Raw genomic sequence first — 16,085 nt, 5'->3', positions numbered from 1 at the left:
ACACCATCACAGGGAGCGGACATGAGGATCGGAATTCTCGGCACGGGCGACATGGCCGAGGCGCTCGGCGGGCAGTGGGCCCGCGCCGGCCACGAGATACTCGTCGGCGGCCGGGCCCCGGAGCGGGCAGGCGCGCTCGCCGGACGGATCGGCGCTCGTGCGGGCTCCCTCGCCGAGGTGGCCCGCTTCGGCGACGCGGCGCTGCTCGCCCTCCCGTACGACGCCGTCCTCGACGTACTGGACGCCGTGGGCGAGCTGCGCGGCCGGATCCTGATCGACTGCACCAACGCCATCGGGCCCGGGTTCACCCTCACCACCGGCGAAGGGCCCGGCGCGGCCCGCCGGATCGCCGCCGCCACCGGCGCCCGGGTGGTGAAGGCGTTCAACCACGTCACCCCCGCCGTCTGGAGCCGTACCCCACCGGTCGTCGCCGCCGCCGCCGACCTGCCGACCGGCCGGCCGACCTCCCCGTCGGCCGCCCCCTCGGCCGCGCCGCTCACCGTCCCGCTCTGCGGCGACGACGAGCGGGCCCTCGCCCTCGTCGCCACGCTGGCCGAGGACATGGGCTACGCGCCGCTCGTCACCGGACCGCTCGCCCGCGCCGATCTGCTGGAGGCGACCACCGCCTTCCTCATCGGCCTGTGGCACTCCGGCCACGACCCGCGCACCCTGCTGCCGCCGCCCTCGGCGCTGGGCGGCTGACGCCCTGTCGGGTGAATCCGGCTTGCGACGGGTGCGGAGCACACCGATGGTTCGGGGTATGAAGGCGATCAGCTACAGCCGGTACGGGGGACCAGAGGTACTCGAGTACGGCGAGCGGCCCGACCCGAAGGTCGGCCCCGACGACGTACTCGTGAAGGTGCGCGCCGCCGCCGTGAACCCGGTCGACCGGAAGGCCCAGGCCGGGTACCTCGACGGGATGATGGACGTCGTCTTTCCAGTCGTCCCGGGCTGGGACGTCTCCGGGGTCGTCGTCCAGCCCGGCGTCTCCGTCACCGAGTTCGCCGTCGGCGACGAGGTCATGGGCTACGTCCGCGAGGACTTCCTCTGCCACGGGACCTTCGCCGAGTACGTCGCCGCCCCGGTCCGCACCCTCGCCCGCAAGCCCCGGACCCTGGGGTTCGAGGAGTCCGCGGCCCTGCCGCTCGCCGGTCTCACGGCCTATCAGGTGCTCCACCAGGCCCTGGCCGTCCGCGAGGGCGAGACCGTCCTGGTGCACGCGGCCGCCGGCGGGGTCGGCTCCATGGCCGTCCAGATCGCCCGCCACCTCGGCTGCCGGGTCATCGGCGCGGCGCGCGAGGGGGGCCAGGACCGGATCAGGGAGCTCGGCGCCGAGCCGGTGCTCTACGACGAGCACACCTTCGCCTCCCAGGTCCGCGCCCTGGCCCCGCAGGGCGTGGACGCGGCCTTCGACACCGTCGGCGGCCCCTTCCTCAAGGCCACCCCGGAGGTGCTGGCGCCCGAGGGACGCCTGGCGTCGATCGCCGACGGCGAGGTCATCGGCCTCGGCGGCCGCTACTTCTGGGTCCGCCCCGACTCCGACGGCCTGGCCGCGCTCGCCGCTCTGGTCGAGGAGGGCGTGCTGTCCGTCCAGGTCGCGAAGACCTTCCCGCTCGACCAGGCGGCGGAGGCCCAGCGCGCCAACGCGGAGGGCGGCCTGAACGGCAAGGTCGTGGTCACGGTGGAGTGGCCGACCTGATCGATTCCGCCCACCGCGCCGGCCTCCGGCGGTCCGCCGGACCGCCGGAGGCCGCCATCGGCCCGTAAGCCCACAAGCCCGTACCCGCGTACGCCCGTCTCAGAGCACCACCGCGACGGCGAACGCCGCCAGCGCGACCGTGCAGGCCGCCGCGAGCAGCGCACCCCGGTGCGACAGCGCTGTCGGCCGGGGCGACTCCAGGGCCCGGATGCGGCGGTGACCGACGGCCAGGAACCCCACCCAGACCAGCGCCGACAGGGACGCGCCCGCCACCCCCGCCGCCGTGATGTCGTCCTCGATCGCCTGCTTCCCGGCGAGGATCGCCACGACCGTGCAGGTCAGCGTCGTACGCCGCCACGCGAGCCGGGTCCGCTCCGGCTGCAGCCCCGGGTCCCGGGTCTGCGTCACCGGCCGGCCCAACCGAAGACGATGACCACCACCATCGCCAGCGCCACCACGGCCACGGCCAGGCTGAGCACCGTCGGGAACCGCGAGACCGGCAGGTCCTCCCCGTGCCGCATCGCCCGCTCGCACCGCACCCAGTGGTTCACCGCGCGCAGCGCGCACAGCACACCCGCCCCGAGCAGGGCAAGCGCGAGTCCGACCCGTACCCCCCAGCGCAGGTCCGGCAGGAACTGGTCGACGGCGAACCCGCCGCCGACCAGCGCGAGCGCGGTCCGGATCCAGGCGAGGAAGGTGCGCTCGTTGGCCAGCGAGAAGCGGTAGTCGGGCGTCTCGCCCTCGTCCCGGATCCGCTGCGGCGCGAACCACAACCGCAGGCTCTGTACGAAGTCGCTCACGCGGGCACCCTATCCGCCGGGTGATCAGCCCGCCCCGTACTCGGCCCGCCCCGTACTCAGCCCGCCCGGTACTCCCTCAGCCGTCGGTACGCGTCGAGGCCGTCCGGCACCCAGTCCCATGCGTCGAGTCGTGCCGTCAGCTCCTCCTCGGGCAGGAAGGCGTGCCAGGCGACCTCCTCCGCCTGCGGGTTCACCGGCAGCACGCAGCGCACCTGGTAGACGGCCGACCACCACTTCCCCGCCACGCCCCCGGAGTCGTACAGGAAGCGGAAGAGCGGCTCGGGGGCGGGCAGGCCGCTCACGCCCAGCTCCTCCTCGGCCTCGCGCAGCGCGGCCCGGTCGTACGACTCGCCGGCGCCGACCACGCCGCCGACGAACATGTCGTACAGGGACGGGAAGAGCAGCTTCGTCGGCGTGCGGCGGTGGACGAAGATCCGGTCCTCGGCGTCTCGTACCAGGACGAAGACGCAGCGGTGGATCAGTCCCCGCGCGTACACCTCGGCGCGCGGGGACTGTCCGATCACCTCGTCGTTCTCGTCGACGACGTCCAGGATCTCTTCGGCGGGCTGGGTCACCCCGCCATCAAACCACCCGCCTCACCGACCTCACCGACCTCACCGACCTCACCGACCTCACCCACCCATGACGTACTTCACCGTCGGACCGGTCGTCCAGCCGCCGTCCACCGCCAGTTCGGCGCCGGTCATGTAGGAGGCCGCGTCCGACAGCAGGAACACGACCGCGCCCGCTATCTCGGGCGCCTCACCGACCCGCCCCATCGGCGTGTTCGGGTACTTGCCCGCGCCGCGCTCGATGCCGACGGCCGCCGTCATCGGTGTGTACGTCATGCCCGGGTGGACCGAGTTGACCCGGATCCCCGCCGTACCCAGCTCCACCGCGCCGATCTTCGTCAGGCCCCGCACACCCCACTTGGAGGCGCCGTAGCCGGCGGTCAGCGCCAGACCCATCAGGCCTGCCGCCGAGGAGATGTTGACGATCGAGCCGCCGCCGGCCTCCTTCATCGCCGGGATCGCGGCCTTCATGCCGATGAAGACACCGGTGAGATTGGTGTCGAGGACCTTGCGGAAGTGCTCGACGGACTCGGTCTCCAGGAACGCGCCGGTGGCGATCCCGGCGTTGTTCACCAGTCCGTGCAGCCCGCCGAACTCGGCGACCGTGTACGCGACGGCGGCGGCCCACTCCTCCTCGGAGGTCACGTCGTGCCGCAGGAAGCGCGCCCGCTCGCCCAGTTCGGCGGCGGTGGCGCCGCCCTCCTCGTCCAGGACGTCGGTGATCACGACGTTCGCGCCGGCGGCGACGGCCTGCCGGGCGGCCTCGGCGCCAAGGCCGCGGGCGCCTCCGGTGACGAGGACGGTCTTGCCGGTGAGGTCGTTCATGTGGGGTCCTTTCGGCATGCGGGGTCGTCTCGGTGGGGCGCGGGTGCCCGGAGCAGAGCCGTCGTGGTCTCGACGAGGTCGGCGAGGAAGAGCGCCTCGCTCGTGAGCGGGGGAGTGCCGTCGAGGTACTGCCGGGCCCGGTCGGCCATCGCGGCGCCGACGACGGTGAGCACGAGGTCCAGCCGTTCGAGCCGCAACGGCTCCGGCAGCCCGGCCCGGGTCAGGCAGGCCTCGACCCGCTCGATCAGCCGCCAGTAGACGGTGCCGTCGAGCGTCGGACGGGGCGTACGGCCGCGGACCCCGCTCTCGTGGCTGAGCTGGGCGGAGATCCGCAGGCAGCGCCGACCGCGCTCGGTGCGCAGCTCGCTCGCCTCCGCGCCGATCAGGGCGGCGAGCAGCGCGCGCACGTCGTCCGGTGCGGTCGCGACGAGAGGACCCAACACCCGTTCCGTACGGCGTTGGCGGCCGGCCATCACCGCGTCGAGCAGTCCGGCGCGCGAGCCGAAGTGGTACTGCACGGCCGAGGGGTTGCTCTGGCCCGCGAGCGCGACGATGTCGCGCAACTGGGCGCCGTGGACGCCCTGCGCGGCGAAGATCTCCTCCGCCGCACGGATCAGCTTCTCGCGTGTCTCGGGTCCCGAGGTCCGTGCCATCCGCCCACATTAATGTTCGACATTAGAAAACGGGAGGGGTTGAGGGCGCCCCGAAAGGTTGACTCGATACATTCGTGTATCCAATATTCGGTCCATGTCGTACGACGCTGATGTGATCGTGATCGGAGCCGGCCTCGCCGGGCTCGTGGCCACCGCCGAACTGGTCGACGCCGGGCGGAGCGTGATCCTCCTCGACCAGGAGCCCGAACAGTCGCTCGGCGGCCAGGCGCACTGGTCCTTCGGCGGACTCTTCCTCGTCGACTCGCCCGAGCAGCGCCGGATGCGGATCAAGGACAGCCACGACCTCGCCCTCCAGGACTGGCTCGGCACCGCCGGCTTCGACCGCGCGGAGGACCACTGGCCGCGGCGCTGGGCCGAGGCGTACGTCGACTTCGCGGCCGGCGAGAAGCGGTCCTGGCTGCACGCGCGCGGGGTGCGGTTCTTCCCCGTCGTCGGCTGGGCCGAGCGCGGCGGGTACGACGCGAACGGGCACGGCAACTCGGTGCCCCGCTTCCACATCACCTGGGGCACCGGCCCCGGCCTCGTCGCCCCCTTCGAACGCCTGGTCCGCGAGGGCGTCGCCGCCGGCCGGGTCCAGCTGCGCTTCCGGCACCGGGTGACCGCCCTCGGCCGCACGGCCGGGACCGTGGACACCGTCAGCGGCGAGATCCTGGAACCCTCCGCCGCCGAACGCGGCACCGCGAGCAGCCGCGAGGTCACGGGCGCCTTCGCCTACCGGGCCCAGGCCGTGATCGTCACCTCCGGCGGGATCGGCGGCAACCACGACCTCGTCCGCGCGCAGTGGCCGGACCGGCTCGGCACCCCGCCCGCGAAGATGCTCTCCGGAGTGCCCGCCCACGTCGACGGGCTGATGCTCGGGATCGCGGAGGAGGCCGGGGCCCACCACATCAACCGCGACCGGATGTGGCACTACACCGAGGGCATCGAGAACTGGAACCCGATCTGGGCCCGGCACGGCATCCGCATCCTGCCCGGCCCGTCCTCGCTCTGGCTGGACGCGCGCGGCAGACGGCTGCCCGTCCCCCTCTTCCCCGGCTTCGACACCCTCGGCACCCTCGAACACATCATGCGGACCGGCCACGACCACACCTGGTTCGTCCTCGACCAGCGGATCATCGGCAAGGAGTTCGCGCTCTCGGGCTCGGAGCAGAACCCCGACCTGACCGGCAAGTCGATCCGGGACGTCATCGGCCGGGCCCGGGCGGACGTGCCCGGCCCGGTGAAGGCGTTCATGGACAAGGGCGTGGACTTCGTCGTCGAGAAGGACCTCTCCGCGCTGGTCCGGGGCATGAACGCGCTGACCGACGAGCCGCTCATCGACGAGGCGCGGCTGCGCCGCGAGATCACCGCCCGGGACCGCGAGATCGCCAACCCCTTCACCAAGGACCTCCAGATCACGGCGATCCGGGGCGCCCGCGGCTACCTGGGCGACAGACTGATCCGTACGGTCGCCCCGCACCGGATCCTCGACCCCAAGGCCGGTCCGCTGATCGCCGTACGCCTGAACATCCTCACGCGTAAGTCGCTCGGCGGCCTCGAGACCGACCTGTCCTCCCGCGTCCTGACCGAGGCCGGCGACCCCCTGCCCGGCGTATACGCGGCAGGCGAAGCAGCCGGCTTCGGCGGCGGCGGCGTCCACGGCTACCGCTCCCTGGAGGGCACCTTCCTCGGCGGCTGCCTCTTCTCCGGCCGCACGGCGGGCCGCGCGGCGGCACGGGCGGTGTCCTGACGGGTCAGGGGGCCGGGACGGCCGGGGGTTCGGGGAGGCCGGGGCCCTAGTCGTGTCCGGAGGCCTCCCGGCCGAGCCCGGCCGCCCGGACCCGTCAGGCGAGCCTCTCCACCACCTGGAAGCGCTCCGCCACCACCACCGTCGAGTCGTCGACGATGAAGTGCGGGTCGCCGAGCGCCTCCTGCATCTCCTCGCTGTGCCAGAAGCGCTCATGGGCCGCTCGCCACTGCGCGACCGACCCGTACCCCTCGCCCTCGTCGAGCGCGTGCTGGAGGTCGACCTCGCCGAGCGGCAGGACCCGGACCTCCGTCACCTCCACGACCGCGACCTCGCGCCCGTCCGAGTCGATGAGCGCCGAGCGCTCGCCCACCTCCGGCAACTCCTCCCTCTCCACCTCGTACTCGGCCAGCAGGCCGGTCGTGGAGACCTTCTCGCCGCGGAGCACCGCGGCGACGAGCTGGTCCCGCAGCGGTCCGGGGAAGGCGAGCAGAAACGGTTTGAGCGCGTGAGGGCCGGTCATGGCCGACAGTCTGTCAGCCACGCCCGGCCCTCACGGCACGTTTTCCCGCTCCCCTACAACACCAGGGACAGCAGCAGGACGAAGACGATGCCGACGACCGAGATGATCGTCTCCATCACCGACCAGGTCTTGATCGTCTGGCCGACGTTCATCCCGAAGTACTCCTTCACCAGCCAGAACCCGGCGTCGTTCACATGGCTGAAGAAGAGCGATCCGGCGCCGATCGCGAGCACCAGCAGAGCCGTCTCGCTCGTCCCCATGCCCTCGGCGAGCGGGGCCACCAGGCCGGCCGCCGAGATCGTCGCCACCGTCGCCGAACCCGTCGCGAGCCGGATCGCCACCGCGATCAGCCAGCCGAGCAGCAGGGCGGGGATCGACCAGTCCTTGGAGAAGTCCAGGATCATCTGGCCCACGCCGGCGTCGATCAGGGTCTGCTTGAAGCCGCCGCCCGCGCCGACGATCATCAGCACGCCGGCGATCGGGGCGAGGGACTTCTCGACGGTCGAGGAGAGCCGCTGCTTGGTGAAGCCGGCCGCGCGGCCCAGCGTGAACAGACCGACGAGGACGGCCGCGAGCAGCGCGATCAGCGGCGAGCCTATGACGTCGGTGACCTTCTGCAGACCGTTGTCCGGGTTGTCCACGACGATGTCGACCAGCGCCTTGATCAGCATCAGGACGACCGGCAGCAGCACGGTGGAGACCGTCGCCACGAAGCCGGGACGCCTCTCCAGGTCCTCCGAGGGGCGCACCGGGATCATCTTCTCCGGGGCCGGGATGTCCACCCAGCGGGCGGCGTACCGGGAGAAGAGCGGACCGGCGATGATCACCGTCGGGATGGCGACCAGGACACCCAGCGCGAGCGTGACGCCGAGGTTCGCGCCCAGCGCGTCGATGGCGACGAGCGGGCCGGGGTGCGGCGGGATCAGTCCGTGCATCACCGACAGACCGGCGAGCGCGGGGACGCCGATCCGCATCAGCGAGTAGTTGCCGCGCTTGGCCACCAGGAGGACCACCGGGATCAGCAGCACGATGCCGACCTCGAAGAAGAGCGGCAGACCGATGACGGAGGCGATCAGCACCATGGCCCAGGGCATCGCCCGGCCGCTCGCCTTGGCGAGGATCGTGTCCACGATCTGGTCCGCACCGCCGGAGTCGGCGAGCAGCTTGCCGAGGATCGCACCCAGCGCGATCAGCACGCCCACGCCGGCGACGGTCTTGCCGAGCCCGGCGGTGAAGGAGTCGATGGTCGCCGCGAGCGGCGCCCCGGCGAACGCGCCCAGGGCGAGCGACCCGATCGTCAGGGCCAGGAAGGCGTGCAGCTTGAACTTGGTGATGAGCAGGACGATGACGGCGATGCCCGCGAGCACGGCGATGCCGAGCTGGGCGTTGCCGGCCGAGGTGATCGGCTCGACGGCGTCCGCTGCCAGCATCTCGACGCTGAGACTGGTCACGGTGGGTTCCTTAGGGGACGACGGGTGGGGGCGGGAGGGGGAACGCGTACGTCGGGGTCCGCACAGGTGCGAATCTCGGCGGTACGAAGATCGGCGTTACGGGCGTTACGGGCGTTACGAAGGATCCGAAGGGCCCTGAAGACCCCCGGCCGTACGGGCGCACGGGCGTACGGGATCAGCCGGTGAGCCGGCCCAGCGCGGCGGCGGCCCGTGCGGCGATCTCCTCGGGCGTGCCGGAGACGTCGACGGCCACGCCGGCCTCGTCGTCCTGCAGCGGCTGCAAGGCGGCGAACTGCGAGTCGAGCAGCGCGGTCGGCATGAAGTGCCCCTTGCGCTCGGCCATCCGCCGCTCGATCAGCTCGCGGTCACCGGTCAGATGGAGGAAGACCACGCCCGGGGCGGCCGCCCGCAGCCGGTCCCGGTAGATCCGCTTGAGCGCGGAGCTGCTCACCACACCGCCGCGTCCTGCCCGGCTCTGGGCCCAGCGCCCGATCGCGTCGAGCCAGGGCCCGCGGTCGGCGTCGTCCAGGGGGATGCCGGCCGACATCTTGGCGACGTTCGCCGCCGGGTGGAAGTCGTCGCCCTCGGCGTAGGGCACGCCGAGCGCCTCGGCGACCAGCGGACCGATGGTCGTCTTGCCGGTGCCGGCGACGCCCATCACGACGACGACCCGGGGGGCCGGCGGTGCCGTCCGAGGGGTGGTGCTCATGGCTGCTGCCTCGCTGTCTTCTTCGACATGACATGACGTGACATCGCCATCGCCATCGACATCGACATCGGCTCGATCTCGATCTCGATCTCGATCTCGATCTCGATCTCGATGGCGACGGCGATCGCGCGATTCCGTCGCGCTCATGAAACCCATTGGGTACGACGTATTCAAGAGCCTGTGACATAAAAGTCATACTTTTTGTTACCGATCTTCGTCCCCGCATAGGCTGACCCCATGACGACACCGGCCCAGGGGCTCCATCCGCACGTCCTCGCCACCCTGGGCCTCGCGATCACCGCGGGGGAGTACCCGCCCGGCAGCGTGCTGCGGACCGACGAGCTCTCCCAGCGCTTCGACGTCTCCCGGACGGTCGTCCGCGAGGTCGTCCGCGTCCTGGAGTCCATGCACCTGGTCGAGTCCCGGCGCCGGGTCGGCGTGATTGTGCTGCCGGCGGCCAGCTGGAACGTCTACGACCCCCAGGTCATCCGCTGGCGCCTGGCCGGCGCCGACCGCCCCCGCCAGCTGCGCTCGCTGACCGTCCTGCGCTCCGCGGTCGAGCCGGTCGCGGCCGGTCTCGCCGCCGTCCACGCCACCCCCGAGCAGTGCCGCGAGCTCACCGAGCAGGCCCTAGGCATGGTCGCCACCTCGCGCGGCCGGCAGCTGGAGGCGTACCTCGTCCACGACATCGCCTTCCACCGCGTCGTCCTCAACGCCTCGGGCAACGAGATGTTCGCCCGCCTCGGCGACGTCGTCGCCGAGGTCCTCACCGGCCGTACGCACCACCAGGTGATGTTCGAGGACCCGGACCCCGCCGCCGTCACCCTCCATGTGCAGGTCGCCGAGGCGGTGCGGGAGAGGGACGCGGTACGGGCGGAGGAGCTGACCCGTCAGATCGCGGTCGGCGCCCTCAAGGAGCTGGACGTCCTCGCCCCGTAAGCACCCGGACCGGGCCCGACCACCCCCCGTACACCCCCGCGCAACCTCAGAAGTAGCTCAAATATGGGCGTTCAGTGACATTGGCCACTGCTCAGAACCCCGCTTGCCGTGAGTATGTCCGCTGGCCGTGCGATGGAAGACCTCCACGCGCGCGCGGCCGGGTACCGCACAGACCCTCCCCCTCACGAAGGCGAACAACTCCATGAGTGACCGCACCTTCCCTGCGGCCGACACGCTGTCCGCCACGCCACCGGCGTCCGTGGCGCCGGGCTCCCCCCACGTCGACGCCGGTGACGCCGGGTACCGCAAGGACCTGAAGTCCCGGCACATCAACATGATCGCCATCGGTGGCGCGATCGGCACCGGACTCTTCCTCGGCGCCGGTGGCCGCATGGCGAACGCCGGACCGTCCCTCTTCATCGCCTACGCGGTCTGCGGCGTCTTCGCCTTCTTCGTGGTGCGGGCCCTGGGCGAGCTGGTCCTGTACCGCCCCTCCTCGGGAGCCTTCGTCTCCTACGCCCGTGAGTTCATGGGCGAGAAGGGCGCCTACACGGCCGGCTGGCTGTACTTCCTGAACTGGTCGACCACCGCCATCGCCGACATCACCGCGGCCGCCACCTACGCCCACTTCTGGGCCATGTTCAGCGACGTCCCGCAGTGGATCCTGGCGCTGATCGCCCTCGCGGTCGTCCTCGCCGCCAACCTCATCTCCGTGAAGTACTTCGGCGAGATGGAGTTCTGGTTCGCGATCATCAAGGTGGGCGCCCTGGTCGCCTTCATGCTGATCGGCATCTTCCTGATCGCCACCTCGCACGACGTCGGCGGCCACACCCCGGGCCTGTCCACCATCAGCGACAACGGCGGCATCTTCCCCAGCGGTGTCATGCCGATGCTGCTGCTGATCCAGGGTGTCGTCTTCGCGTACGCCTCCGTCGAGCTGTGCGGCGTCGCCGCCGGTGAGACCGAGAACCCCGAGAAGATCATGCCGAAGGCGATCAACTCGATCATGTGGCGCGTGGGCCTCTTCTACGTCGGTTCCGTCGTCCTGCTCGCGCTGCTGCTCCCGTACACCGCGTACTCCGGCGACCAGAGCCCCTTCGTCACCGTCTTCGACAAGCTCGGCGTCCCCGGCGCCGCCGGCGTGATGAACCTGGTCGTCCTCACCGCCGCGCTCTCCAGCCTCAACTCGGGTCTCTACTCGACCGGCCGGATCCTGCGCTCCATGTCGCTGTCGGGCTCCGCGCCCAAGTTCACCGGCGTCATGAACAAGGGCGGCGTCCCCTACGGCGGCATCCTGCTGACCGCCGCCTTCGGTGTCCTCGGCGTCGGCCTGAACTACGTCATGCCCGGCGAGGCCTTCGAGCTCGTGCTGAACTTCGCCTCCATCGGCATCATCGGCACCTGGGCCATGATCATGGTCTGCTCGCTGCTGTTCGTGAACCGCTCCAAGGACGGCCGGGTCACCCGCCCCGGCTACCGGCTGCCCTGGGCCCCGTACACCCAGATCGTCACGCTGGTCTTCCTCGGCTCGGTCCTGGTCCTGATGTGGATGGACGGCGGCATCAGCCGTACCACGGTGAACTGCCTCCCGCTCATCGCCCTGATGCTGGTCGGCGGCTGGTTCCTGGTCCGCAAGCGGGTCCGCGCGACCGCGGCCGCGTACAAGGGCTGAATCCGCCTCCGCACCCCCCACGGGTGACGAGACCCCCGCAGGCGCGCTCTGCGGGGGTCTCGCGCTGTGTCAGGAGATAGTGATACCCAAGAGCCTTACAGCGAAGGGGTGTCTGCCATGCCGCAGCAAGTCCAGGGGGTCATCGCCCCCGGCAGGAACGAGCCCGCCCGGGTCGAGACGATCGTGATCCCCGACCCGGGCCCGGGCGAAGCCGTCGTGCGGATCCAGGCGTGCGGGGTCTGCCACACCGACCTCCACTACAAACAGGGCGGCATCAACGACGACTTCCCCTTTCTCCTCGGCCACGAGGCGGCGGGCGTCGTCGAGGCGGTCGGCGCCGACGTCACCGACGTCGCCCCCGGCGACTTCGTGATCCTCAACTGGCGCGCCGTGTGCGGCGCCTGCCGGGCCTGTCTGCGCGGCCGCCCCTGGTACTGCTTCGACACCCACAACGCGCGGCAGCGGATGACCCTGGCCGCCACCGGACAGGAACTCTCTCCGGCCCTCGGCATCGGCGCCTTCGCCGAGAAGACCCTGGTCGCCGCGGGCCAGTGCACCAAGGTCGACCCGTCCGTCGCCCCCGAGGTCGCCGGACTCCTCGGCTGCGGCGTCATGGCGGGCATCGGCGCCGCCCTCAACACCGGAAACGTCGGCCGCGGCGACACCGTCGCCGTCATCGGCTGCGGCGGCGTCGGCGACGCGGCGATCGTGGGCTCCCGCCTGGCGGGGGCCGCCCGGATCATCGCCGTCGACATCGACGACCGCAAACTGGAGACCGCCCGGACGATGGGCGCCACCCACGCCGTCAACTCCCGCTCCACCGACCCCGTCGACGCGATCCGCGAGCTCACCGGCGGCTTCGGCGCCGATGTCGTCATCGAGGCGGTCGGCCGCCCGGAGACGTACAAGCAGGCCTTCTACGCCCGCGACCTCGCAGGCACCGTCGTCCTCGTCGGCGTGCCCACCCCCGAGATGACGCTCGAACTCCCGCTCCTCGACGTCTTCGGACGCGGCGGCGCGCTCAAGTCCTCCTGGTACGGCGACTGCCTGCCCTCCCGGGACTTCCCCATGCTCGTCGACCTGCACCAGCAGGGCCGCATCGACCTCGGCGCGTTCGTCACCGAGACCATCGGGCTCGGCGACGTCGAGAAGGCCTTCGCCCGCATGCACGAGGGCGAAGTCCTGCGCTCGGTGGTGGTCCTCTGATGACCGCCCGCATCGAACACCTCGTCACCTCCGGCACCTTCTCGCTCGACGGCGGCACCTGGGACGTCGACAACAACGTCTGGATCGTCGGCGACGACTCGGAGGCGATCGTCATCGACGCCGCCCATGACGCCCCGGCCATCCTCGCCGCCCTCGACGGCCGCACCCTCCGCGCGATCGTCTGCACCCACGCCCACAACGACCACATCGACGCCGCGCCGGCCCTCGCCGCCGCCACCGGCGCCCGCATCCTGCTGCACGCCGACGACCAGCCGCTCTGGAAGCAGACCCACCCCGACCACACCCCGGACGGGGAACTCACCGACGGCCAGATCCTGACCATCGCCGGCACGGACCTCCAGGTCCTCCACACCCCCGGCCACGCCCCCGGCGCGGTCAGCCTCTACGCCCCCGACCTCGGCACCGTCTTCACGGGCGACACCCTCTTCCAGGGCGGCCCCGGCGCGACGGGCCGGTCCTTCTCCCACTTCCCGACGATCATCGACTCGATCCGCGACCGCCTCCTCACCCTCCCGCCGGAGACGGTCGTCCGCACCGGACACGGCGACTCCACGACCATCGGCGCGGAGGCCCCCCACCTTCAGGAGTGGCTCACCCGAGGCCACTGAGGCGCAGCCGGCTCTCGAAACGCATCCCCTCACCCGTGACCGGGTCGGTGAACTCCAGCCTCCGCGCGAGAAGTTGCAGCGGACGGCCGAAGTCCTCCGGCCCGTCCTCACGGACCACGGGATAGAGCGGATCGTTCAGGATCGGCAGCCCCAGGGCGTTCATGTGGACCCGCAGCTGATGGGTCTGCCCGGTCGCCGGCAGCAGCCGGTACCGCCCCAGAGGGCCCCGGTGCTCCACCAGCTCGATCCGGCTCTCGCTGTTCGGCTCACCCGGCTCCTCCCGGGCGGCCATCACCCCGCGCTCCTTCACGATCCGGCTGCGCACGGTCACCGGCAGCGCGAGCCCCGGATCGTACGCCGCCACCGCCTCGTACTCCTTGCGCACCAGCCGGTCCCGGAACAGCGTCTGGTACGCCCCCCGGTCCCGCGGCCGCACGACGAACAGCACCAGGCCGGCCGTCATCCGGTCGAGCCGGTGCGCCGGCTGCAACTCCGCCATCCCCAGCTCCCGCCGCAGCCGGGCGAGCGCGGTCTCGGTCACATGCCGCCCCCGCGGCATCGTCGCCATGAAGTGCGGCTTGTCGGCGACCACGATCCGCTCGTCGCGGTACACGACCCCGATCTCGAACGGCACCCGCTCCTCCGGCGGAAAGTCCCGGTGGAACCACACCCGCATCCCGGCGGCGTACGGCTCACCCCCGCTCACCGGCCCGTCCACCCCCACGAACCGGCCGTCCCGCAACATCTCCTCGACCCGCCCGACCCCGATCGCACCCCCGAACCGCGCCCGCAGATGCTCCCCGACGGTCCCCCACACCCGCCCCGGATCCCCGGGCAACCGCACCATCACCGGATCCACCCCCTCCCGCTGCGGCAGGGGAGCGGCCACGGCCTTCGTTCTGCGTCTCACCGGTTCCACCGCCGTCAGGAGCACTCAAAACAAGAAAGACCCCACGTGATGTGGGGTCTTTCGCTGGTGTCCGAGGGGGGACTTGAACCCCCACGCCCGATAAAGGGCACTAGCACCTCAAGCTAGCGCGTCTGCCATTCCGCCACCCGGACAAGGTGTCTGTCTTCCTGGCCCGCTGGGCCGTTCCGACGTGGAAAACCATAGCAAACATTCGGAGTGGCCGATCACCACCCTCCCCGGGGTGAGAACCGTGTGACGGCCGCATGTCCGCCGACGGGCGCCCTTGGGTCTCGGGGGCCGGGCGCGGGAGGATGGGGCGAGCACCAGCAATCACGTGGGGCACGTAGTGGGAGGAAGCAGCGTGAGCGAGTCGAACACGGCCCGGAGCGTCACGGGCGAGGACGAGGTCGTGGACCTCTGTCGTGACCTCATCCGCATCGACACCAGCAACTACGGCGACCACTCCGGCCCCGGCGAGCGCGCGGCGGCGGAGTACGTCGCCGAGAAGCTCGCGGAGGTCGGACTCGAGCCGAAGATCATCGAGTCGCACAAGGGCCGGGCCTCCACCGTCGCCCGTATCGAGGGAGAGGACCCGTCCCGGCCGGCGCTGCTCATCCACGGGCACACCGACGTCGTCCCGGCCAACGCCGAGGACTGGACCCACCACCCCTTCTCCGGTGAGGTCGCCGACGGCTGCGTCTGGGGCCGGGGCGCGGTCGACATGAAGGACATGGACGCGATGACCCTCGCGGTCGTACGGGACCGGCTGCGCAGCGGCCGCAAGCCCCCGCGGGACATCGTCCTCGCCTTCCTCGCCGACGAGGAGGCCGGCGGCACCTACGGCGCCCGGCACCTGGTCGACAAGCACCGGGACCTGTTCGAGGGCGTCACCGAGGCGATCGGGGAGGTCGGCGGCTTCTCCTTCACCGTCAACGAGAACCTGCGGCTCTACCTCGTCGAGACGGCCCAGAAGGGCATGCACTGGATGCGTCTGACGGTCGAGGGCACGGCCGGTCACGGTTCCATGACCAACAAGGACAACGCGATCACGGAGCTCTGCGAGGCCGTGGGCCGCCTCGGCCGCCACCAGTGGCCGGTACGGATGACCAAGACCGTACGGTCCTTCCTGGACGAACTCTCGGACGCGCTCGGCACCCCCCTCGACCCCGAGGACATGGACGCCACCCTCGCCAAGCTCGGCGGCATCGCCAAGATGATCGGCGCCACGCTCCGTAACTCGGCCGCCCCCACCATGCTCGGCGCCGGGTACAAGGTGAACGTCATCCCCGGGCAGGCCACCGCGCATGTCGACGGACGGTTCCTGCCCGGTTACGAGGAGGAGTTCCTGGCCGATCTCGACCGCATCCTCGGCCCGCGGGTCAAGCGGGAGGACGTGCACGGGGACAAGGCCCTGGAGACCAGCTTCGACGGCGACCTCGTCGACGCGATGCAGCTGGCCCTCAAGGCCGAGGACCCGATCGCCCGGGCCGTGCCGTACATGCTCTCCGGCGGCACCGACGCCAAGTCGTTCGACGACCTCGGCATCCGCTGCTTCGGCTTCGCCCCGCTGAAGCTTCCGCCGGAGCTCGACTTCGCCGGGATGTTCCACGGAGTGGACGAGCGGGTGCCGGTGGACGGCCTGAAGTTCGGCGTCCGGGTCCTCGACCGGTTCATCGACGCGTCCTGATTTCGCCCGTTCCGGTAATCGCCCACGCGTGCGCATGTGACCGGAAAGAGTGAATGCACTCAT

The 16,085-nt window shown here is 71.3% G+C and carries 17 protein-coding genes and 1 tRNA gene; 8 read left to right on the top strand and 10 right to left on the bottom strand.

What is annotated here, in order from left to right:
* Positions 1-21 precede the first annotated feature (21 nt).
* A complete protein-coding gene (locus tag ACF06X_RS25925; protein WP_392289686.1) occupies positions 22-702 on the top strand; it encodes an NADPH-dependent F420 reductase in 681 nt (226 codons plus the stop codon).
* 58 nt (positions 703-760) lie between these two features.
* Entirely contained in the window at positions 761-1,699 is a 939-nt protein-coding gene (locus tag ACF06X_RS25920; protein ID WP_392289685.1) for an NADP-dependent oxidoreductase, read from the top strand.
* Positions 1,700-1,798: 99 nt separating this feature from the next.
* Here ACF06X_RS25920 and ACF06X_RS25915 read toward each other — a convergent pair whose 3' ends face one another.
* From ACF06X_RS25915 to ACF06X_RS25895, 5 genes are read right to left on the bottom strand one after another with little or no spacing between them, the layout of a single operon-like run.
* The gene (locus ACF06X_RS25915) at positions 1,799-2,107 is read right to left on the bottom strand and encodes a DUF202 domain-containing protein (RefSeq protein ID WP_392289684.1); all 309 of its coding nucleotides are present in this window, start codon (positions 2,105-2,107) and stop codon (positions 1,799-1,801) included.
* Entirely contained in the window at positions 2,104-2,499 is a 396-nt protein-coding gene (locus tag ACF06X_RS25910) for a YidH family protein (RefSeq protein ID WP_392289683.1), read from the bottom strand. The genes ACF06X_RS25915 and ACF06X_RS25910 overlap by 4 nt, the downstream gene beginning before the upstream one ends.
* Positions 2,500-2,555: 56 nt before the next feature.
* Positions 2,556-3,074 (bottom strand): NUDIX hydrolase, encoded by a 519-nt coding sequence (locus ACF06X_RS25905; RefSeq protein ID WP_392289682.1) that lies wholly within the window; start codon positions 3,072-3,074, stop codon positions 2,556-2,558.
* Between the two features lie 57 nt (positions 3,075-3,131).
* Positions 3,132-3,896, bottom strand: a complete 765-nt coding sequence (locus ACF06X_RS25900) for a glucose 1-dehydrogenase (protein WP_392289681.1) — start codon at positions 3,894-3,896, stop codon at positions 3,132-3,134.
* Positions 3,893-4,549, bottom strand: coding sequence for a TetR family transcriptional regulator (locus ACF06X_RS25895; protein WP_392289680.1), 657 nt, complete (start codon positions 4,547-4,549; stop codon positions 3,893-3,895). The genes ACF06X_RS25900 and ACF06X_RS25895 overlap by 4 nt, the downstream gene beginning before the upstream one ends.
* A gap of 94 nt (positions 4,550-4,643) precedes the next feature.
* On the opposite strand from ACF06X_RS25895, the gene ACF06X_RS25890 reads away from it, so the two are divergent.
* On the top strand, positions 4,644-6,299 hold the full coding sequence (locus tag ACF06X_RS25890; RefSeq protein ID WP_392289679.1) for an FAD-binding dehydrogenase: 1,656 nt from the start codon (positions 4,644-4,646) through the stop codon (positions 6,297-6,299).
* A gap of 94 nt (positions 6,300-6,393) precedes the next feature.
* Here ACF06X_RS25890 and ACF06X_RS25885 read toward each other — a convergent pair whose 3' ends face one another.
* From ACF06X_RS25885 to ACF06X_RS25875, 3 genes are all read right to left on the bottom strand, one after another.
* Positions 6,394-6,819, bottom strand: coding sequence for an ASCH domain-containing protein (locus ACF06X_RS25885; RefSeq protein WP_392289678.1), 426 nt, complete (start codon positions 6,817-6,819; stop codon positions 6,394-6,396).
* A gap of 53 nt (positions 6,820-6,872) precedes the next feature.
* Complete coding sequence (locus ACF06X_RS25880) at positions 6,873-8,270, bottom strand: GntP family permease (protein WP_392289677.1); 1,398 nt, start codon at positions 8,268-8,270, stop codon at positions 6,873-6,875.
* Positions 8,271-8,445: 175 nt separating this feature from the next.
* Positions 8,446-8,979: a gluconokinase gene (locus tag ACF06X_RS25875; protein ID WP_392289676.1), complete on the bottom strand. Its 534-nt coding sequence runs from the start codon at positions 8,977-8,979 to the stop codon at positions 8,446-8,448.
* A gap of 237 nt (positions 8,980-9,216) precedes the next feature.
* On the opposite strand from ACF06X_RS25875, the gene ACF06X_RS25870 reads away from it, so the two are divergent.
* The 4 genes from ACF06X_RS25870 to ACF06X_RS25855 all read left to right on the top strand — a co-directional run bounded on the left by ACF06X_RS25870 (position 9,217) and on the right by ACF06X_RS25855 (position 13,425).
* Entirely contained in the window at positions 9,217-9,918 is a 702-nt protein-coding gene (locus tag ACF06X_RS25870; protein ID WP_392289675.1) for a FadR/GntR family transcriptional regulator, read from the top strand.
* Between the two features lie 202 nt (positions 9,919-10,120).
* On the top strand, positions 10,121-11,590 hold the full coding sequence (locus tag ACF06X_RS25865) for an amino acid permease (protein ID WP_392289674.1): 1,470 nt from the start codon (positions 10,121-10,123) through the stop codon (positions 11,588-11,590).
* Positions 11,591-11,707: 117 nt separating this feature from the next.
* Positions 11,708-12,796, top strand: a complete 1,089-nt coding sequence (locus ACF06X_RS25860) for an S-(hydroxymethyl)mycothiol dehydrogenase (RefSeq protein ID WP_392289673.1) — start codon at positions 11,708-11,710, stop codon at positions 12,794-12,796.
* Positions 12,796-13,425 carry an MBL fold metallo-hydrolase gene (locus ACF06X_RS25855; protein ID WP_392289672.1) on the top strand — a complete coding sequence of 210 codons (630 nt, stop codon included), beginning with the start codon at positions 12,796-12,798 and terminating at the stop codon, positions 13,423-13,425. Before ACF06X_RS25860 ends, ACF06X_RS25855 begins: the two co-directional genes overlap by 1 nt.
* On the opposite strand, the gene ACF06X_RS25850 is transcribed toward ACF06X_RS25855, so the two are convergent.
* Positions 13,409-14,335: an RluA family pseudouridine synthase gene (locus ACF06X_RS25850; RefSeq protein WP_392289671.1), complete on the bottom strand. Its 927-nt coding sequence runs from the start codon at positions 14,333-14,335 to the stop codon at positions 13,409-13,411. The two genes, ACF06X_RS25855 and ACF06X_RS25850, sit on opposite strands and share 17 nt — an antisense overlap.
* A 64-nt stretch (positions 14,336-14,399) precedes the next feature.
* Positions 14,400-14,487: transfer RNA gene (locus tag ACF06X_RS25845), tRNA-Leu, on the bottom strand.
* 209 nt (positions 14,488-14,696) lie between these two features.
* On the opposite strand from ACF06X_RS25845, the gene ACF06X_RS25840 reads away from it, so the two are divergent.
* Positions 14,697-16,022 carry a M20/M25/M40 family metallo-hydrolase gene (locus ACF06X_RS25840; RefSeq protein ID WP_392289670.1) on the top strand — a complete coding sequence of 442 codons (1,326 nt, stop codon included), beginning with the start codon at positions 14,697-14,699 and terminating at the stop codon, positions 16,020-16,022.
* Positions 16,023-16,085 lie beyond the last annotated feature (63 nt).

Origin of the sequence: Streptomyces sp. NPDC015346 (genome assembly GCF_043078785.1) — a bacterium.
Lineage (GTDB): Bacteria > Actinomycetota > Actinomycetes > Streptomycetales > Streptomycetaceae > Streptomyces.
The sequence above is the reverse complement of the archived record's forward strand: the minus strand, read 5'-3'. Positions and strand labels throughout refer to the sequence as shown.